Below are 20,109 nucleotides of genomic sequence, written 5' to 3' on the forward strand. Positions count from 1 at the left end.
TAAGGCCTCCGCTCTGAGAGACCTTAAAGAGGGATGAACCCAGTAAGGAAGAAAAGCCTTACTTCTCTTTATATAACAGAGTCTTGAAACGTAATAGAGTACGATTCTTTGTGTAACAGGTGTAATGGTGAAGATGGGGGATATTTAGTCCGTATTCTTCGTAAAGACTCTAAACATGTAAGACACTATTGATAACCTTCCTCATACGGCAGAACTGTTTAAAACCCTTCAGGCGAAGGGTCTTGCCATCACTGTTAAGGGCCTAGAGCATGTCAAGCTTGGAAAAACTTATAGGCAAGCCTCGTATAGTGATGAGTGCTAGAATCGTAGATGAGGTAGAACCCCTTATTGCCAAAGGACATCTGAACCACTCTTCAGAAAAGTTTTTTGTAACACAAGACGTTCCCTCCTAAATTATCCTCCCCCCTGGTCTCTGGTTTATCCTTCTGATCCTCATCATTCAGAAGCGCCATCCTTTAGAAGTGCATGGAATGCGTTGGAACACATGACATTATTTGTTGCCGCCTCATCAATAACGAGGTGATCGGCACTATTGCCTGCCCATTGTAGATCATCACTATCTATCGTGAGTACAAGATTGCACCTGTTCCCACATTTTTGCATATCTAAACCGTTTAAGGGATGAAGACTCCTATCCTTACTATTTACAGTGTTATAAAAATTTTTATATAATATTCACACGTAATCTTATTTGCCATTTGGCATTCTATACCCTCGTGATTTGATGGCCGGCTTGCAGCGAGGTAAAACAAATGCGCTAAAGGGGCCATAATGCCAGTTGCATTGATAATGTAAGGCGCATTACGGTTTCTACGACCAAAATCAACATTGTCTGCTCGTATTTTTGATTTTAGGAGAAACCTTATTATGCATGATGCTGCTTCTTCCTCCCCAAAGCCTCCTTCTTCCCTCCATACCGAAACACAAGTGCTTCAAACAGAGCGCACCCCTTATGGTGAGGTTAGCCCAGCAATCTTCATGACTTCGGGATTTGCCTACGATTCAGCAGAACAAGCAGAAGCCACCTTTACCGGGGATGTAGAACGTTATCAATATACCCGTTATAGCAATCCAACCCTTAAAGCTCTTGAAGAGCGGCTAGCAGCTGTAGAAGGGGCAGAAATGTGTACTTGCACCGCCTCTGGCATGGGGGCAGTCTCTTCTGCGCTTCTAGCCCATGTCAAGGCGGGTGAAAGGGTTGTGGCCTCTCGCGCTCTTTTTGGCTCATGCTACTGGATTGTTTCTACTCTGCTGCCCCGCTATGGCATTGAAAGTATTTTTGTTGATGGAGATAATCTTGAGCAATGGGAGCAGGCTCTTTCTCAACCAACTGCTGCTGTTCTTTTGGAAACCCCTTCCAACCCCAGGCTCGATATCTTAGATATAAAAGCGATTAGCCAACTTGCCCATAAGGCTGGAGCCATTGTGATTATGGATAATGCCTTTGCTCCCCTGATTCAGAAGCCATTAAAACTTGGGGCCGATGTCGTGGTCTATTCTACAACCAAACATATGGATGGGCATGGTCAGACTATTGGCGGGGCTGTTCTGGCCTCTAAAACATGGACAGAGGAAACCCTCCTCCCCTATACCCGCAACACGGGTACAACCCTTTCTCCTTTTAACGCCTGGGCCATTCTCAAGGGAATGGAAACCCTCACCCTTCGTCTAAAAGCGATGACAGACAACGCCCAATTCATTACAGAACTTTTATTGAACTCCCCCCAAATAGAACGGGTATTCTACCCTGGCCACCCTTCTCACCCCCAATATGATTTGGCTAAAAGCCAAATGGAAAACGGAGGGACAATGGTTGCCTTTGAGGTGAAAGGGGGCAAGAAGAGTGCCTTTGCCTTCATGAATGCCCTCAAGGTCATCCTCATTTCCAATAATCTCGGAGATACAAGATCCCTCATTACCCACCCTGCAACCACCACCCATATGAAAATTGGCGCTGAAGAACGGGGCCATCTTGGCATTACGGATTCCCTTTTACGTCTTTCTGTGGGCACAGAACATCGGGAAGACCTGAAAGCCGATATCCTCAACGCCTTTTTGGCTCTTTGAAGGAAAGCTTTCTCCCCTCCCTCATTACCTTATACTGTGTGGCCCCTAACGAAAAGGACTGCTCAAAAGGATATGTGCCCAAGAAAGTAATGAAGGCAAAAGGTGAAGGCAAGAGATTTATACATTTTAAAATGTAAAATTAAATTATTAATACAATTTTTTTGTGTTTTTTAAAAATTTATTGCACCCATGTTGTAAAATGTATCTTTTCAAACACCTATTTTCATACTATATAAAGCTTAATTGACTATTTTACGATAAAAAATAGTGTTTAATAGGAACAAACCTTCATGCCTTCCTCCGTTTTTAATGCTTTACACCAGGCCAGCCACTCTACAGAGAGCCTCCTTCAAGAGGCCCTTCTGGGAGCATTGAAAAATAAGGTTGCTATCATTTCCTCCTTTGGGGCGGATTCTGCTGTTCTTCTTTCGCTGGTTTCGCAGATTGATCGAGATGTTCCTGTTCTCTTCTTGCAAACGGGTAAACATTTTGAGGAAACGCTGGACTATCGCCATACCCTGGCAGACCATTTAGGGTTAAGGAATGTTCAGGATATTACCCCTGCACCGTCTGAGATCCAGGCCCGTGACCCCGAAGGGCAGCTTTGCTATTTTGATGTGGATGCCTGCTGTGCCCTACGTAAGGTTGAACCTCTGGATAAGGCCTTAATTCCCTACCAGGGGTGGATTACTGGGAGAAAACGTAACCAGGCGAGTACACGGGCGAGTATGCCTATGGTAGAGCCACAGCCCAATAATCGTTTTCGCATTAATCCGTTGGCGCAATGGAACCATGATATGCTGGAAAGCTATATAGAACACCATCATCTCCCTCGTCACCCATTAAGCACAATGGGGTATCCTTCTATCGGCTGTGCTCCCTGCACCACAGCCGTAGCCGAAGGAGAAGACCCTCGCTCTGGACGGTGGGCAGGTAAGGGTAAGGTTGAATGCGGTATTCACTTAGCCCACTAAAAAATTTTTAATAGTAACCTCTTCCTCTCTTCTCATTTTATAAGCCCGATTGATAAGGATTGCTTCCATGGATTCACTTGACCAGCTCGAAGCACAAAGTGTTTACATTCTTCGTGAAGCCTACAGAAAGCTCAAGCCCTTGGCCCTGCTGTGGTCACTAGGCAAAGATTCTAACGTTATGGTGTGGCTGGCACGTAAGGCCTTTTTAGGGCATGTTCCTTTTCCTGTCATGCATGTTGATACAGAAAAAAAATTCCCTGAAATGTATGCTTTCCGCGATGAGTATATCAAGAAATGGAACCTCAACTTTCTGCATGGTTTTTGCCCTTCTATTGAGGAGATTGATCCCTCACTTCCCCCAGCAGCCCGATCTGCGGCTAGAAAAACAGCCGGTCTGGCGGCAATGATTGAGCAGCATAAATTGGCAGGGGTTATTGCCGGCATCCGCAGGGATGAACAGGCTACTCGGGCAAAAGAACGGGTTTTTAGCCCCAGGGGAAGCAGCCATAAATGGGATGTAAGAAACCAGCCACCAGAATTTTGGGACCAATACGCCACAATCCATGCCCCTGGGGTGCATGTGCGCGTTCATCCCCTACTGGCCTGGCGTGAAATTGATATTTGGCGTTATATCCAACGGGAGAATATTCCCGTTGTCGATCTTTACTTTTCAAAGAATGGCAAAAGATATCGCTCCCTCGGTGATCAGGACATTACCTTTCCCATTGAAAGCAATGCCTCTACCATTGAAGAAATTATTCACGAGCTAGAGACCTCACAAACCTCCGAACGTGCCGGCCGGGCTATGGACCATGAATCTGAAGATGCGTTTGAACGCCTTAGGGTCAGTGGCTATCTCTAAAGCCTTTTGTCATCTTTCTTAATACAATCGACCTGCTCATAACCCCCCATTCTGAACCTTTATGCACTGAATGGGACGTTCCCGCCTATTTTTGCAGACACCAGGAACTTTCTTTATGTCTTCACCTTCTATCGTCCCTTATCTTCTGCCGGCTACCCCCATTGTTATTGTGGGGCATGTAGACCATGGAAAATCAACCTTTATTGGCCGACTGCTTTATGATACTGGGAGCCTACCTGCCGAAAAAATTGCCCAGATCAAGGCTTCTAGCGAGAAGCGTGGCTTAAAAATTGAGTGGAGCTTTCTTCTAGATAGCTTGCAGATTGAGCGAGACCAAGGGGTTACTGTAGATTCTACCCGTATCCCCTTCCATCTGAAAAATGGGCGGGAGTTTGTGATTGTCGATGCTCCGGGCCACCGGCAATTCCTTCGCAACATGATTACAGGGGCTGCTGACGCTGATGCTGCAATATTGGTGGTGGATGCTTCAGAAGGGGCCAAAGAACAAACGCGCCGCCATGCCATGCTGCTGCATCTTATGGGTATCCGCCATGTTATTGTCCTCCTGAATAAAATTGACTTGTTAGCATTTGATGAAGGGAAAATTCGTCAAGCTGAGAAAGATATTCACTCCCTTCTGAAGCGTATGGAAATTACTCCTTCGCTTTTTGTCCCGGTTTCTGCCCGCGATGGGGACAATATTACTGTTCCATCTCCCAACATGGCGTGGTACCAAGGCCCAACTCTGGTAGAAGCCCTGGAGAAAGTCCCTTCTCCGAGCTCCCAGGCGGAATTGCCTTTTAGGTTTCCTGTCCAAGATGTATATCGTTTTGATGGAACAAAACGCATTGTGGCTGGCCGCCTGGAGCGCGGACGCATTAAAGTGGGAGATGAAGTCATTATCGGGGTACAAGGGGCAAAAGCTCGTATTGCCTCTATCGAGAGCTGGCATACGGCCCCACAAATTTCTGCTGTAGCAGGACAATCCATTGCTGTCGTACTTGAGCCGGATGTCATCCCTGAACGAGGGGATTTTCTCTTTCCTCCTCAAAATCCGCCTCTTAAAGCTGCCCGTATTAAAAGCCGCTTATTCTGGTTACGCCAAGAGCCATTAAAAGTAGGAGAGAGCTTTCTGCTTCGCCTTGCCACTGCTGAGCACCATGTGACCGTGGCCTCAATTGACTCCGTCTATGATCTAGAAACCCTGACCTCAGCTTCCTCAACCGAAGTTCCACCAGAAGGTGTTGCCGAGATTACTCTTGCGGCTTCGGAAAATATTCTGTTTGATGCCTTTAGCCCTGGTACAACCGATGGGAGAGGTGTTCTCGTTGACAGCTTCCAGCGCATTGTTGGCGGAGCCCCCCTCATCGGCCCGGCAGAGTTACAAAAGGGCGAACAGGCTATTCATCCTGCAAGCAGTATCGTCTCCCCCCATGACCGAGCGAGCCGCAATGGTTACAAAGCGGGAATTTTCTGGCTGACAGGTCTTTCCGGGTCTGGCAAAAGCACGATTGCGCGAGCAACTGAAGCACGTTTATTTCAAGAGGGGATCAACACCCTGCTGATTGATGGCGATACTTTACGTTCTGGCTTATGTTCCGACCTTGGATTTTCTGAGCAAGATCGGGCAGAAAATATCCGCAGGGCCGCTTATGTCGCCCGCCTAGCAGCAGAGTCTGGCTTGGTGGTTATTGTAAGCCTTATCTCTCCGTTAGCAGTGGAGCGGGCCAAAGCTAAACAGATCGGGGGAGAATTCTTCCAAGATATCTATATCAGCACGCCCCTTTCCGTTTGCGAGCAACGAGACCCTAAAGGGTTATATGCCCAGGCAAGAAGTGGAAAGCTTAAGAGCTTTACAGGTATTGATTCTCCTTATGAGGCCCCAACCTCTCCAAGCTTGACCCTTTCCACTGATGGGCATTCCGCAGAAGAGAACGCCCAAACACTGACTGACTATATTATAGGCCAAATCCTTACCAAAAAACAGGAAGGGGTTGGTTAATCCCCCTTTTTTCTGATGAGACAAAGGAGTGTACAGGCATGACAAGCTCTCCCCTGTTTAGACGAAGGGAAGCCCTTATAACGGGCTTGGCCTGTGCGGCTGGTGTTTTGTCTGTGGCTTCTCTTAGCCGGACTTCTCATGCCAACAAAATCCTTCTGAATGTATCATACGATTCTACCCGTAAGCTGTATCAGATCATTAACACTGCCTTTCTAAACCAAAACCCGGATTTTCCATTTAAGCTCCTGGTTTCAAACGGGGGGTCTCGCAGCCAGGCACTCTCCATTGTCAATGGAGAACCTGCTTCAATTGCTACTTTGGGAGATGTTTCGGATTTTGATTTTCTGGCTAAAAATGGCCTTATTGATAAAGAGTGGCGCTCTCACTTTCCCTTTCAGTCTTCTCCTTACCATAGCACCATTGTCTTTCTGGTCAGAAAGGGAAATCCAAAACATATCTACGATTGGTCAGACCTAGCCCGATCCGATATTGAGATTATAACTCCTAACCCCAAAACCTCCAGCGGAGCTAAATGGAATTATCTGGCCGCATGGGGGTGGGCTATTCACCAATGGCCCCATGCCCCCGAACAAGCCCGAAACTATATGAAAAATGTTTTTTCGCACGTACCTGTTTTCGACACTTCTGCCCGCAGCTCTACCAACACCTTTGTACGGCGTGAAATTGGCGATGTGCTCCTGGCCTGGGAGACAGATGCCATGCTGAGCACTCAGGAAACGGGAAAAGGCCTCTTTGATATCGTCATTCCCTCTCGCAGCATATTGGCCCAACCCTCTGTGGCCATTGTTGAGCATTATACTCAACGCCATGGTCTTACCAAGGCTGGCCGCCATTATCTGGAATTCCTTTATACCCCGGAAGGGCAAACGATTAGTGCCCATAATTTTTTTCGCCCCTCTGACCCCGCCATGAAGCCTCTTATCCAGAAAATATTTGCCGATATATCACTCTTTTCCCTTTCTGATTTAGGCAGCATGGCCGAGCTCACCAAAGAGCATTTTGCACCAAACGCCCTTTTTGACCAAATCCAGGCAGGGGGGCGAACATGAACCAATCTGTCTTTTCTGGTATAGACCGCCCTATTTTTTGTACCAAACGGCATAAACGTTTTATTCTTCCTGGCTTCCGAACGAGCCTCATCCTGACGTTGTTATGGGTGGGTGTTTTGGTCATCCTTCCTATTACCGCCTTGATTATGGCTTCATTCCATAACGGGTTTTCAACCTTTTATACTCTTTTTACCAGCTCTCGGATCTTATCAGCCTTAGCCCTAAGTTTTGGCACGGCCTTTTGTGCCGCCTGGATTTGTGTGCTTTTAGGAACAATCCTTGCCTGGGCCCTGGCACGAAACCAGCATATGCCTGGGCTTCATATTCTTGATGTGATTGTAGACCTCCCCTTTGCCCTTCCTACAGCCATTGCGGGTATTACCATGGCAACCCTTTATGGCCCTCATGGGTGGATTGGGCATATCCTGTCTAAGTTTCACATTCATGTCATTTTTACACCTATAGGGATTATTCTGGCCCTGGTTTTTGTTGGTCTGCCCTTTGTAGTGAGAACCATGGAACCAGCTCTCAAAAGTCTGCCTGTTGAAATTGAAGAAACAGCTGCCACCTTAGGAGCCTCCCATGGCCAGATTATTCGCCACGTAATCCTTCCCAGCCTTATGCCGTCCTTTATTACCGCGTTTAGCTTGGCCTTTGCCCGCGGGGTGGGAGAATACGGCTCTGTTATCTTCATTGCGGGAAACCTGCCCCATTATACAGAGGTTCTTTCCTTATTAATTGTCATCCATCTTGAACGGTTTGACTATACAGGTGCCGCCGCCATTGGTGTTATCACCTTGGGATTCTCATTTACTTGTTTTCTGCTTATCGCCATTTACCGCCAGCGCTTTATTACCTCCAATGAACCAGCAGCATGGAAAATCGTAAAGCCTGAAAGTGAGCATGCCCATGAACACTAAAACCGATGCTTTACCCCCCCCTATATTGTCTTCCTCCCAGAACAGAATCTCCCGAAACAAAAAATATTCCGTAAGCCTAGCCTTGGGTGCCTATGCCATTGCCCTAATCCTCCTCTTCCTGCCGGCTTTATTTGTCTGTCTGCAAGCTTTTGGCGATGGAATAGGGGCATTTTTTTCAAACATCTCCCAACCAGAGGCCGTTTCAGCCATCCAGCTCACCTTGGCCGTTACGATGATCTCTATCCTGATCAATAGTTTTTTCGGGATTATGGGCGCATGGTGCCTCACCAAATTTGAATTTTTTGGCAAAAAAATCCTCATTGCCCTTATTGATATTCCCTTAGCAACATCGCCTGTTATTGCTGGCATGGTCTGGCTACTGGTCTTTGGAGAAAAAGGTTGGTTTGGAAAAGCACTGGCCCAGATAGGGGTGCATATTATCTATACCCCTTATGGAGTATTGCTAGCGACCCTTTTTGTGACTTTTCCCTTTGTGGCCCGAACTTTGCTGCCGATTATGCAGACTACCCAAAGAGATATGGAAGAATCTGCCCTGCTGTTAGGTGCAGGCTTTACGACTATCCTGTTTAAAGTCACCCTCCCCCAGGCTGGTTCTGCATTGCTCTCTGGTGTGCTCCTTACCACAGCTCGGGCCTTGGGAGAGTTCGGTGCAGTTGTTGTCGTTTCAGGCCATATTCCTGGCTTTACTGAAACAGTGCCCTTACAAATAGAAACACTTTATAATAGCTACGAGACCACTGCCGCATTTTCATTAGCCATTGTTTTGGTCGTTCTTTCGTTAGGCATTGTGCTTCTTCGCCGCTTTTCCCAACAAGGTCAGTCTTATCAGGGGAATTTACCATGAGTATTCACATCAGCCACATTACCCGCCTTGACCAGAGTGGGCATAAACACATTCTCGATGCTATCTCCCTCACAGTGGAGGAAGGAGAGTTTGTTGCCCTGATTGGGCCCTCGGGAGCAGGGAAAACATCGCTGCTCAGGGTTATTGCGGGCCTTGACCAAATTGAGAAAGGAGAGATTAGTTTTGATGGGCAGCATGTTGAAGCGCTGCCCCCCCAGGAACGCAATATTGGCTTTGTATTCCAAAACTATGCCTTATTTCCTCATATGAATGTTGCAGATAACATCTCATTTGGGCTGCGCCTCCTCCCAGCCCGAAGCCGACCCAGTAAAAAGGAAATCAATCAAAAAGTTCTGAAGTTGCTAGAACTGATGCATTTGCCGCATATTGCTGATAGCTACCCCCACAGGTTATCAGGCGGCCAAAAACAACGGGTTGCCTTAGCTAGGGCATTAGCTACCCAACCTAAAGTTTTACTCCTCGATGAGCCGTTTGCAGCCCTAGACCCTCTGGTGAGAAAAAATATCCGCCGATGGCTGCGTAACTTGCATACAGAACTCGGGCTTACTACTATCTTGGTAACCCATGACCAGAGTGAAGCGATTGAGATAGCCGATCGGCTTGTGGTGATGCAAAATGGTAAAATCACCCAAACAGGCCATCCTCATCTTTTGGATACAAAACCCGCCACCACCTTTATAATGGAGTTTATGGGGGAGACCTTAACTTTTCCCTGCTCCATTAAGCACAACCTGGTTGTTCCCAATAATCCCAGCCTTCTTCCCTTTGCTGCTGCCGTACCTGAAGGCCCTGCCGAAGCGATGATACGCCCTTATGAAATTGCCCTAGTCCCTGGAGAAGGGCAAGCTAGAATTTCCCGTTATGAGCACCGGGGGGAGCATCTTTATCTGGAAATAGAAACGGAAAAAGATCCTCTTTCCATCCGTATTCCCTATACCGCTCAAACCTTGCCTTCTGGCCCCATTGGCATTGATATTTCCTCTGCCAGACTTTTTCGAAATGGCCACTATCTAGAAGAAACTTCGCAAACAGGGAACACGCTTGTTTACAGTATTTAAAATTGTTACTATTTCTTATACGCGACACTCAGAAAGGAGGCCGTGAGAATATGGATGCCAGAAACAACCGCCGTGAGGAAAATGGGCATAGCGTTATTACGGCAACGCGCTTGCACGATGGAAGAATTGTTTGGTTCACTGCAGAAAATACGTGGGCTGAGAATTTCAGGTCTGCAAAAATTTTTACAAATTCGGAGGTTGTTTTTGCCATTGAAGCCGTAAAAGAGGATGAAAAAAAACATATTGTTGCCTATGTATATGGAGTGGAACTTCAAGAAGGGACCTCACAGCCTACACCGCGCACCATACGTGAGCGTATAAGGGCTTTTGGCCCTACCATTCACCCAGAATTTGCGACCAAAGCAGCAGAAAGCCTTTAATATACCATGTCTACAACACCCTCTCCTTCGCCCCATTCTCCCCAGCCTGTCGGCCCTTTAAAAGTTGGCCACTACCAGTATGATACTGTGGACAGAGCCTTCCTTTATGAGAGAATTAACCAGTTTCGGGATTTAGTACAGCGGCGTTTTTCTGGTACCGTTAACGAGGATGAGTTCAAGCTTCTGCGTCAGATGAACGGGGTTTACCTACAGCTTCACGCCTATATGCTTCGTATTGGAGTGCCCTATGGGGTGATGGATAGCGACCAGCTCCGGGTTCTGGCTTACATTGCCCGCCATTATGATCGCGACTATTTTCACTTTACAACCCGCCAGAATGTTCAATTCAACTGGATCAGCCTAGACGATATCCCTGAAATTTTGGAAAAACTGGCAGAAACCAATCTTCATACCATTCAAACAAGTGGAAACTGCATTCGTAATGTAACAAGTGATGAATTCGCTGGGGCTGCGGCTGATGAACTCATTGATCCTCGTGTTCATGCCGAAATCCTGCGCCAATGGTCTACCCTGCATCCTGAGTTTTCGTTTCTACCTCGCAAATTTAAAATTGCCATCTCAGGTAGCCCTAACGACCGGGTCGCTGCTCGTTTTCATGATATCGGCATTGTTGCTCGCCCAAATCCAAATGGGGGCAGGCCCATTTTCTCCATTCATGCTGGCGGTGGCATGGGCCGCACACCCTTGCTGGGCATTAAAATGCGCGATGACCTTCCGGAAGCCCATCTTCTCGCCTATCTGGAAGCTATTGTTCGTGTCTACAATGCCTATGGCAGGCGCGATAATGCCTTTAAGGCCCGCCTAAAAATACTGGTTCAAGCATTGGGTGCTGAAAAATTCAGGGAAGCCGTTCATCAGGAATTCTCACAAATGGCTCTTGATGAATACGTTCTCCCGGTTGAAATTGTTGAAGCCATTCGCTCTCGTTTCGGCACACCTGACCTTACAGCACCAGAAGAAGCTCCCCAACAGCTTAAAAAGGATATGGCAAAAGATCCCGCCTTTGCTTTATGGGTAGAAACCAACACCCACCCCCATCATGCACCTGGGCGTATTTCTGCTGTTATTTCTCTTAAACCCACCAATGGAATTCCTGGCGATGTGACCAGTGAGCAAGCCGATATACTGGCTGATCTGGCTGAGACTTATTCGTTTGGTGAGCTTCGAGTCACCCATATGCAAAATGTTGTACTCGGCCATGTTCGCCAAGATCAGCTCTATACCGTTTGGAAAACCCTTGCCCAGTATAAGCTTGATACCCCCAATATTGGTCTTATTGGAGATATTATTTGCTGCCCTGGTTTGGATTATTGTGTTCTGGCGAACGCTCGTTCTATTCCTATTGCCAAAAAGATCAGCCAACATTTCAGTAATGTGGAGCTTCAAAAGACAATCGGCCCGATCAGTGTGAATATCTCGGGCTGTATCAACGCCTGTGGACACCACCATGCTGGAAATATTGGTATTTTAGGAGTTGATAAAAAGGGCGTTGAATATTTTCAGCTAACCCTAGGAGGTGCTGCCGATAATGATGCTGCTGTTGGCCAAATCCTTGGGGCCTCTCTTCCTGAAGATGAAGCCGTAACAGCGATTAGCCGTATTATCGATACCTATCTTTCTCATCGAAAAACCAACGAAAAATTTATTGATACCTATAAACGCATAGGGGCCAACCCCTTTAAGGAGGCTGTCTATGCTACAGCTTGAGCATGGGATTCCGGTCGATGAAAAATGGCATATCGTGGAAGACGATGCCCCTTTGCCTGAGAATGACAGGATCTTGGTGACGCCTGAAAGACTTACACCTGAACTCCTTAGTCGGAACTCTGGCAAGGTAGGGGTTTATATATCCCCTGATACAGACGTGAAGGTTTTGGAGCCTTTTTTAGAACATCTGCCCGTTATTGCACTCAATATCCCTAACTTTAAAGATGGAAGAGCCTTTACACAGGCCCGCGCCCTGAAAGAGCATCTGCGTTACAATGGAAAGATTCTCCTAACAGGGCGCACCCTACCCGACCACTACGATTTTATGCTTCGATGCGGGATCGATAGTGTTGTTATTTCCGACGATAGAGACCTACCCTCTTGGAAAGCCGCTTATGAACGCTACAAAATTGCCTACCAGAAATCCATATTGAAAGAGCCCCACGAATGGGGAATGCGCAGAAAAATCTCTTTTAGAAACCCCTCTGACCCTTAATTTTTCGGATTGATTTTCAATTCTCCATAAGAGGATTTTAAAATATTTTTGTTTTATGCTCCCATAAAACTCCTATTATAGACTGAACGTTAAGAACAAGATTTTCTTTCTTGGTATTGACTTTATTCCGTAGCATCTTTTGCGTTTTTTCCTCTATGATTTTTTCTAAATTATTTCTCTGTAATAGGATTCATTTTAAACTATAATGATCACATCTCTTATGAAAATAAATTTGATCTCCTAGCCTTCAGGTTTGAAGGGTGAGTTCCCCGTTTGTAAATAAAGGAAGAAAGAAGCAAAATGACAGAATACATTACCTTTACCCCCCCGGTAGCCAATATTATTCCTGGGGAAAGACAGGATGTTGTTGTTAATATTCCAACAGGCTCTGAAGGAAGCATACTCTCTTCCATTACTCCTGAGCAACAACAGCTTGTACAAGCCGGACAGAGCCTGCCTGTAGGCGGAACGCTGACCATTAATGGCAACTCGAATGACAAAATTGGTATAGATAACGGAATCATTGCCTTCAACCAATTATATGTCAATAATCTTGGAACTTCATCCTTCGTAGAGGCGCGCCTTAATCCACTCACTGTTAATGGCGCATCACCGACAAACCAGGTTAAACTATTTGCTGATAATATCTCCCAAGCCTCACCTTATGTGGGCATGGATGCCAGTATTAAAAATACCCTCGCCATATTAAACCCCACCGTCGAAACGAGCTCTAGCGTGATTTATGATCGAGGAGGAAATGACATTTGGGCAGGAAGTAGTAAAGTAACCCTTACCCTTGCCAACAGTAATGACCAGTCCTCTGATTCCACCTCACGTGTTTATGCCTCCGACAGCTCAGGCTTTTTTGACATTAGGGGAGATAAAGGCACCCATAACCATGTTAATTTGATTCTTGATATCGTTGATTACGTGGAGGCTAATGCAAACCCTGCTTATACTGTAAGCACGGATGAGAATGGAACCTCCAATATTTCCCAAAGATCAGGCTCGCTCCAATATGAGGGATATAACGCCACAATCGTTCTTAATGGTTATAACAGTCATACCTCGGCCAACCTGACCTTACGGGGCAATGATACTGTATTATCTGGTGATGGGAACACCAACGCGACTATTCGCTCTGGCAACAATACTATTACTCTTTCTGGAAATGGTGAACTGAACATTCATGGAGATACAGGGGGATATGGAGGTTCAGTTGTGGTTAATGGGGTAGATAACACCAATGGAACGACAACCTATACCCAGGAACTAGAAAACTTTACAGCCTCTTCCCTTTCTGGCTATCTGAGTGCTACACTCGGGCAAGGAAAGGCTGACATTAATGTTGCCCCTCTTCAGAACGGTTATAGCATTACCACAGGGTTAGGGAATGAGATTATTAGAGGTTTTACAACTTCTGCCGGCATTGACCTCTCCATTACCAATCGCCATATCTATCTCGGCAGTGGACAGAGTATTACCGGTTCTGATTTTTCTGGCGGGAATTCTACTTACTCCCTTAGTTCTGGCAATAATATTACCTTCTTGGGGGTAGATCTTCAGGGGCAAAATCCTTTTTCTTAGGATTTTCTCTTTTTTTGGATTTTTTTATTTTTCAAATAACTCGAAATAGCCCTTTTAAAGGGCTATTTTTTATCCTTCATGCTCTTTAGCAGGTCTCTTTTCATTCTTTATTCTTTCTGCCTCACCTTTTTAGAATCACAGCTGCACTTCTTTTGCGACAATGTTTCATAAGTAAATAAATATTTTTTGCCTTATATCCCCATATCGTTTGGAAGATTTAAAGCAACGAAGGTTATAAGGAATATTTTATTGCTCTCAATTCAATTGTTAAGGCAATTATTTTTTAGGGTAAGGTACGTAAAATACCTCATTATTGCTCATAAAATTATGATTTAAAACAAAGCTATCTTGACTCAGAACTATTAAAACTCATACGTAAATTTGTTAAAATCGAAAAAATAAGAGAATGATTTTCAGCTCTTTTAAGGCCGTTTTTATCAAATATGCACCTCTATGATCCTCATTTGGAAAAGTCCTGGTAAAAATGTACCCTTAATATTCATATTGTACCGCATGTTAAGCGGCTCTCAGTTGTAAAAACCTTGCCCTTTTTCTTTTCAAAATACCTTCACAGAGGCTGCTCTCAATAACCGTAAGAACTATGAAAGACAATAAAGCTAGCTTTATTAAAAAAGACGAAAACACCAGAAAACTGGGTTTTCATCTTTTTTCGCCACATTATTTTTTTAAGTTTTTTTACTAAAAACCTTAAACTCAAGCTCCACATTAAAAGGGAATGACTTGTGAGTTGACTGATGAGATATCCTATTTTTTTTCAAAAATCAATACTAAAATAGTACTCTTATTGGTTAATAGGAAAGAAATAATTTTTAATAAATAGAATAAAACTTTCTTAATTATAAAACTTATTATTATTCATAAGTTATATTATAAGAATTTAAAGTTATTAAAAAAGTTAATACTTCAATAATTTTATATAATATTTCATTTTCTTCTTAACTTAAAATTTTTTTTAGTTTATAAGTGAGGAATAAGGAGCCTTCTCCTTATATCACGCCACTATTAACCTTAAACTTTAGCTCCTGTGTTTTACAGGAGTTTTTTTTGTCAACTCCCTTATAAGAACCTGATAAGATACAGCCCAAAACTAGGCTAGTGCTCCTCTTAAAAAGAGATCAACCTCCAAATTTTGAACAAGTTGTATGAAAGCTTTTGAAAAGAGTAAAAAAAAGAGCATCAAAGATGCTCTTTTGTAAAATTGGGCTCGCCCTATAAAATTTAAAATTGCCTTTACAGTACTCTTGTTATTTTTTGTTGGCCTGATAGCTTGTCCAGACAGAAGCATAAGGACGGGAGTGGGCAATGACCAGCTGAGCAAAATCATCCATCGGAATTTGCTTATTCTCAGGCAGTGGGTGCCAGTTAATACGAAGTTCACAGGCTATGGCAAACCATGTCATCAGCTCTGCCCCAGCTTTAGACATTCTATCCCAGGAAGCCTCACGGATAAACTGTGAATTAGTCCCCGAAGAATCTGTTGCTATAAAGACCTGGATGTCTTTCATTTGTGGGTTATGGGCTTTTTCATGAAGTAAGGACAATGCTACAAAAGCCACACACACATCTGTGACGATACCTGAAAGAATAAACTGAGTCCGTCCCTTTTTAACCAGATCATAGACCGCTTGTCTGAACTCTTCATTATCCCAAGCATTAATCTGGCCATCACGCTGGATATAGGCATCAGGTTTGATATTATCCTTTACACAGGGAACAATTGGACCATTAGGGCCTTTTTCCATGCTGCTGGTTAAAACGCAAGGAAGACCAAATAAATTTGTTATTCCCACCAAGGCGGAAATATTATTAGCGTATTCATCTGGAGCAATATCTGTGGCAAGTGCCATAAGGCCTGACTGATGATCAATAAATAAAGTGGCGGCCTTGTTAATATCTAATCTTTTATAGGTTGAAGATATCATAAATATTCCCTTTTCTATATTCCAAATAAGCACCCTTATATCATTACACTTTGGCTTTTAAACCTATCATTCATACAAGATGCTGGATAAATAGGTAACCCTATTAAGAAATTTTTGCAAATCTCTTAATATTATGTAATGTAAGAAAATGAGATGAAATGAAATAGAAAAGGGAATGCCATCAAACCTTTGCTCTCAGGCCTAAATGAACTGAGAACCTTAGGGAAGATGAAACGCCACGTACGCCATGGCAAACCACATGGTGATAAGGCCAGCAGCCACTTTCTCTAACATTTTTTGTTACCTCCAACTCTTAACCTTAAAAAATTTTTGTTTTTTTTTATTCATTTATTATGAGTGGAAACTCTAGTAAAATCTACTATAAAGTCCAATGTAAAAACTTGAAAACCTATTAAAGGTTTCTATTTTGTCTTTAAAATATATATTATCGTTATATTAAAAAAAACCATTTCTTTCATAGCTTCTATGCATAACGTGTATGCGTGACGTGAATAACTAAGATAGTCCTGGAGTGATAAAGGATTTTTAATAGAAATTACTGGGAAACCAAATTTAGAATATTACGAATATTAAGAGCACTCGTTGCAATAACATCAATGACCCCACTCCTTAAGGCCCCCAATATCGCCAGGCTTTTGGTATGCTCAGCTGCAATACCAATAACATAAGGGATATGCCGAAGCTCTTCCATGCCAATTCCTATGACTCTGTCATTCATCACAGTATCCACATGCTTTCCGTGCGTATTAAAAAAGTCATAGCCTGCAATATCCCCAATAACACCTTGCTGTTGGCTAGCATCTTTCAGCTCTTGCCGGGTAAACCACCCTAGCTTCACCATATAGTTTCCATCATTAATATCGCCTATTCCTACAAGAGCAATGTCGGCACGACAGGCCCTATCAAAAGTGGCCTTAACAGTCTGGTTTTTCATGAGTGCTTCTTTAAGGCTGCGCTTTTCTACATAGGCTGGAGCATATAATGTTTCGCTAGTACCGCCATATTTTTTGGCCAGACGCCTACAAATATGATCGGCATTTAAAAAATCCCCGGTTCTATGGCTGCCACCAATACAGCTTATAAAATGGCATTCTCGCTCTACTGTTACACTGGCATGATCTGCTACCGCGGAAATATTGCGCCCCTGACCCACAGCAATAACCATTTGATCTTTTATATGCTGCGAAAGCCATTTTGAAACTAAAGAGGCCACCCTTTTGCGTTGTTCATCTTCATCAGGGTGGTCCTGGGCAATCAGCACGCGCTGAATGGAAAAAAGCTCTAGCATTTTCTGCTCGAGCTCAACATTCAAAATGGAATGATTAGGAATAGATATTTCAACTATTCCCTCCTGACGCGCTTGCTTTAAAAGCCTTCCTACTTTAATACGCGATATTCCGAATTTTTTGGCAATTTCTTCTTGTGTAATTTCGTTAAGATAGTAATCAACCGCCATTTCCGTAAGAAGTCTTTTCTCCCATCCACTCATAAACCATGCCTTACTAACAAAACGCTTCTTTCTCTTTATAAAAATACACCTGACAAAGCTAGATTGCCAAGTGTATCTTCCCACATGAATGATAAAATTGGTAAAGCTGTTTTTCCAAAAAACTTTTTATAAGTGCAATTGCCTATCTATACTTTCGGCAAGCTGTCCTAATAACAGACAGCACGAGGCTGCACCTGCATCTAAAACACCCCGGGAGCGTTCTCCCAAACGGCTGGCACGGCCAATCTTTGCGACCATATCTTTGGTGGAATCTCTGCCAGACTCTGCAGCCTTTTTCATCTCTTCCAAAGCTTTCTGAAAAGTTTTTCCCTGCGTTACCGCATGACTAAATGTTTCTACAGCTGGTATCAGCGCATCCATAAGGCATTTATCGCCTTGCTGGGCATCGCTGATCTCTCTTAGCTCATCAAGGCCTTTTTGTAGCATACGAGCAAAATCTTGTGCTGTAATTTTCTCTTTACCCTTTATCCCTTCAGCCCATCCAAAAAACAGGCTTCCATATAAGGGCCCCATAGAGCCCCCAATCCCCTCCATAAGGGTATCGGATAATTGGTCCAACGCTTTATCTAAAGTCATCTCCTGACCTGCTATTTTTTCCTTACAGATGGAAAACCCCTTGGCCATATTGATACCATGGTCACCATCTCCAATAGCCCCGTCAATCTCGCTAAGATAGTTACGATTTGCAATAATGATATCTGCCATGTCCTGCACAATCGTAACGCCACTTTGACTTGAAAAATATTGTGTCATACCAAGCTTCTCCTCTTTTCCTTCTACCGTTCTCCACGCCCTATTTTTGCACTAAAGCTAAGGAATTTACGGGATAATCCACCATTTTTTTCAGTTCTTCATCTAACCCCATAATGGTTAGGGTAACACCCATCATGTCTAAAGAGGTAAAATAATTTCCCACATAGCATTTATGGACAATAATCCCCTTCTCTTTGAGGAGTTTTGCAATTTCGGCATAGTAAACATACAGTTCAATGACTGGGGTTGATCCCAATCCAGAAACCAGAACAACAACCTCTTCTCCCCTTTCAAAGGGCTTATCTTCCACAACATGCTCCAGCATGATTTTTGCTGTTTCATGGGCTGGCTTCCAGTCTGTTATATCAACGCCTGGTTCACCGTGATGGCCAATACCAATTTCCATCTTTCCGTCTGCAATGGTAAAGTTCGGCTTGCCAACAGCAGGAATTGTGCACGCACTGAGCCCCACACCTATTGAACGGCACATATCTATAGCCTTCTGGGAGATTTGAGCGACCCCATCCAAATCATAGCCCATAGCAGCTGCTGCACCTCCAACCTTCCACATCAAGATTTCGCCAGCAACACCACGGCGCTTTTCTCGCTCTGTTTTAGGGGCAGATGCTACGTCGTCATTAGCCATAACAGTCTTAACGGCAATATTGGCAGCCTTGGCCTTTTTAATGGCCATCTTTACATTCATGTTATCGCCAGCATAATTCCCGTATAAACACACAACACCGGCACCACTCTCTGCGGCTTTAATCGCATCAAGAAAAGCCCCTGCCGTGGGCGAAGAAAACACTTCTCCTATCGCTACCGCGTCCAAAAGCCCTTCCCCCACATAACCCAAGAAGGCTGGCTCATGACCAGAGCCTCCACCAGTTACAACACCAACCTTACCTTTTACAGGCGCTTGAGGCCGTTTAAGGGTTCGTGGGTTTTCTGTTTTTTCATAAAACTGAGGATAAGCTGCCAAATACCCTTCAATACCATCTTCTACCAATCTATCGGGATCATTTACTATCCGCTTCACTTTACCATCACTCCTGAATTTTATTCTTTTATAATTTACTGGATAGAATACCCGCCATCCACAACCAGATTAGACCCATTCACCATGGCAGCCTCTTCGCTTGCCAAATACAAAGCTGCTGCAGCAATATGATGGGGCTCAGCAAATTTCCTTACGGGAATTTGCTGCTTCATCTCATCGCCTTTCGTTCCAGACCACACCTTTTTCCCTAACTCAGTCATCACAATTGTTGGAGAAATGGCATTGACTGTAATGCCTACGGGACCCCACTCCAGGGCAAGCACCTGGGTTAAACCAATCACACCAGCCTTGCTGGCACAATAAGCCAAATGCTGTGGAAGCGCGATCACAGCAGCCTGAGAGGCCATGTTAATAATGCGCCCATATTTATGCTTCAGCATAATACGGCCTACAGCCTGGGAAACAAGAAATGTACCTTTTAAATTGATAGTGAGTGTTTTATCCCACAAATCTTCCGACATTTCTTCAGCTTTCGATAACAGGGCCACTCCTGCACAATTCACAGCGATATCTATTTTACCCCATTGCGCAGCAATTTTACCAATCACAGCGTTAACAGAAACTGAACTTGTTACATCTAACCTTATTCCAAAGGCATTTTCTGGGCTTAGGTTCTTTGCAATTTGATCAATATCGTCCAAGACATCTACCAAAACGACCTTTGCATTCTGCTGCAAAAATGTTTTGGCAATCTCAAACCCTATTCCGGCCCCTCCGCCAGTGATCACCGCAACACGCCCAGAAAGGTCACAAAAAGTATTTTCACTCATA

Annotated in this window: 18 protein-coding genes and 1 riboswitch; of the genes, 13 read left to right on the forward strand and 5 right to left on the reverse strand. The window is 44.3% G+C overall.

Annotation, left to right across the window (positions count from 1 at the left end; genetic code table 11):
- Positions 1-269 precede the first annotated feature (269 nt).
- The 13 genes from JGUZn3_RS10130 to JGUZn3_RS10190 all read left to right on the forward strand — a co-directional run bounded on the left by JGUZn3_RS10130 (position 270) and on the right by JGUZn3_RS10190 (position 14,051).
- Positions 270-413: a hypothetical protein gene (locus tag JGUZn3_RS10130; RefSeq protein ID WP_203413393.1), complete on the forward strand. Its 144-nt coding sequence runs from the start codon at positions 270-272 to the stop codon at positions 411-413.
- A gap of 311 nt (positions 414-724) precedes the next feature.
- Positions 725-803: riboswitch (SAM riboswitch) on the forward strand.
- Between the two features lie 85 nt (positions 804-888).
- Positions 889-2,088, forward strand: coding sequence for a trans-sulfuration enzyme family protein (locus tag JGUZn3_RS10135; RefSeq protein ID WP_203413394.1), 1,200 nt, complete (start codon positions 889-891; stop codon positions 2,086-2,088).
- A 290-nt stretch (positions 2,089-2,378) separates the two neighbouring features.
- The gene (locus JGUZn3_RS10140) at positions 2,379-3,062 is read left to right on the forward strand and encodes a phosphoadenylyl-sulfate reductase (RefSeq protein WP_203413395.1); all 684 of its coding nucleotides are present in this window, start codon (positions 2,379-2,381) and stop codon (positions 3,060-3,062) included.
- A 67-nt stretch (positions 3,063-3,129) separates the two neighbouring features.
- Complete coding sequence (gene cysD, locus JGUZn3_RS10145; protein ID WP_203413396.1) at positions 3,130-3,924, forward strand: sulfate adenylyltransferase subunit CysD; 795 nt, start codon at positions 3,130-3,132, stop codon at positions 3,922-3,924.
- A gap of 115 nt (positions 3,925-4,039) precedes the next feature.
- Positions 4,040-5,926 (forward strand): adenylyl-sulfate kinase, encoded by a 1,887-nt coding sequence (cysC, locus tag JGUZn3_RS10150; protein WP_203413397.1) that lies wholly within the window; start codon positions 4,040-4,042, stop codon positions 5,924-5,926.
- Positions 5,927-5,964: 38 nt separating this feature from the next.
- The gene (locus tag JGUZn3_RS10155) at positions 5,965-6,996 is read left to right on the forward strand and encodes a sulfate ABC transporter substrate-binding protein (RefSeq protein ID WP_203413398.1); all 1,032 of its coding nucleotides are present in this window, start codon (positions 5,965-5,967) and stop codon (positions 6,994-6,996) included.
- A complete protein-coding gene (gene cysT / locus JGUZn3_RS10160; RefSeq protein ID WP_203413399.1) occupies positions 6,993-7,916 on the forward strand; it encodes a sulfate ABC transporter permease subunit CysT in 924 nt (307 codons plus the stop codon). Before JGUZn3_RS10155 ends, cysT begins: the two co-directional genes overlap by 4 nt.
- Complete coding sequence (locus tag JGUZn3_RS10165; protein ID WP_203413400.1) at positions 7,906-8,781, forward strand: sulfate ABC transporter permease; 876 nt, start codon at positions 7,906-7,908, stop codon at positions 8,779-8,781. The genes cysT and JGUZn3_RS10165 overlap by 11 nt, the downstream gene beginning before the upstream one ends.
- A complete protein-coding gene (locus tag JGUZn3_RS10170) occupies positions 8,778-9,860 on the forward strand; it encodes a sulfate/molybdate ABC transporter ATP-binding protein (protein ID WP_203413401.1) in 1,083 nt (360 codons plus the stop codon). Before JGUZn3_RS10165 ends, JGUZn3_RS10170 begins: the two co-directional genes overlap by 4 nt.
- Before the next feature lie 50 nt (positions 9,861-9,910).
- Positions 9,911-10,240 (forward strand): DUF2849 domain-containing protein, encoded by a 330-nt coding sequence (locus tag JGUZn3_RS10175; RefSeq protein ID WP_203413402.1) that lies wholly within the window; start codon positions 9,911-9,913, stop codon positions 10,238-10,240.
- A gap of 6 nt (positions 10,241-10,246) precedes the next feature.
- Positions 10,247-11,968, forward strand: coding sequence for a nitrite/sulfite reductase (locus JGUZn3_RS10180; protein WP_203413403.1), 1,722 nt, complete (start codon positions 10,247-10,249; stop codon positions 11,966-11,968).
- A complete protein-coding gene (locus tag JGUZn3_RS10185) occupies positions 11,955-12,464 on the forward strand; it encodes a DUF934 domain-containing protein (protein WP_203413404.1) in 510 nt (169 codons plus the stop codon). Before JGUZn3_RS10180 ends, JGUZn3_RS10185 begins: the two co-directional genes overlap by 14 nt.
- A 300-nt stretch (positions 12,465-12,764) precedes the next feature.
- Positions 12,765-14,051 (forward strand): autotransporter outer membrane beta-barrel domain-containing protein, encoded by a 1,287-nt coding sequence (locus tag JGUZn3_RS10190; RefSeq protein ID WP_203413405.1) that lies wholly within the window; start codon positions 12,765-12,767, stop codon positions 14,049-14,051.
- A gap of 1,265 nt (positions 14,052-15,316) precedes the next feature.
- Here JGUZn3_RS10190 and JGUZn3_RS10195 read toward each other — a convergent pair.
- The 5 genes from JGUZn3_RS10195 to JGUZn3_RS10215 all read right to left on the reverse strand — a co-directional run bounded on the left by JGUZn3_RS10195 (position 15,317) and on the right by JGUZn3_RS10215 (position 20,108).
- Entirely contained in the window at positions 15,317-15,994 is a 678-nt protein-coding gene (locus JGUZn3_RS10195; RefSeq protein WP_203413406.1) for an isochorismatase family protein, read from the reverse strand.
- A gap of 556 nt (positions 15,995-16,550) precedes the next feature.
- Positions 16,551-17,504 carry a sugar-binding transcriptional regulator gene (locus JGUZn3_RS10200; protein WP_203413407.1) on the reverse strand — a complete coding sequence of 318 codons (954 nt, stop codon included), beginning with the start codon at positions 17,502-17,504 and terminating at the stop codon, positions 16,551-16,553.
- A 126-nt stretch (positions 17,505-17,630) separates the two neighbouring features.
- Positions 17,631-18,278: a dihydroxyacetone kinase subunit DhaL gene (gene dhaL, locus JGUZn3_RS10205; RefSeq protein WP_203413408.1), complete on the reverse strand. Its 648-nt coding sequence runs from the start codon at positions 18,276-18,278 to the stop codon at positions 17,631-17,633.
- A gap of 40 nt (positions 18,279-18,318) precedes the next feature.
- Positions 18,319-19,317 (reverse strand): dihydroxyacetone kinase subunit DhaK, encoded by a 999-nt coding sequence (locus JGUZn3_RS10210; protein WP_203413409.1) that lies wholly within the window; start codon positions 19,315-19,317, stop codon positions 18,319-18,321.
- A 35-nt stretch (positions 19,318-19,352) separates the two neighbouring features.
- On the reverse strand, positions 19,353-20,108 hold the full coding sequence (locus tag JGUZn3_RS10215) for an SDR family oxidoreductase (protein WP_203413410.1): 756 nt from the start codon (positions 20,106-20,108) through the stop codon (positions 19,353-19,355).
- Position 20,109 lies beyond the last annotated feature (1 nt).

This window comes from Entomobacter blattae, from assembly GCF_014672835.1.
Lineage (GTDB): Bacteria > Pseudomonadota > Alphaproteobacteria > Acetobacterales > Acetobacteraceae > Entomobacter > Entomobacter blattae.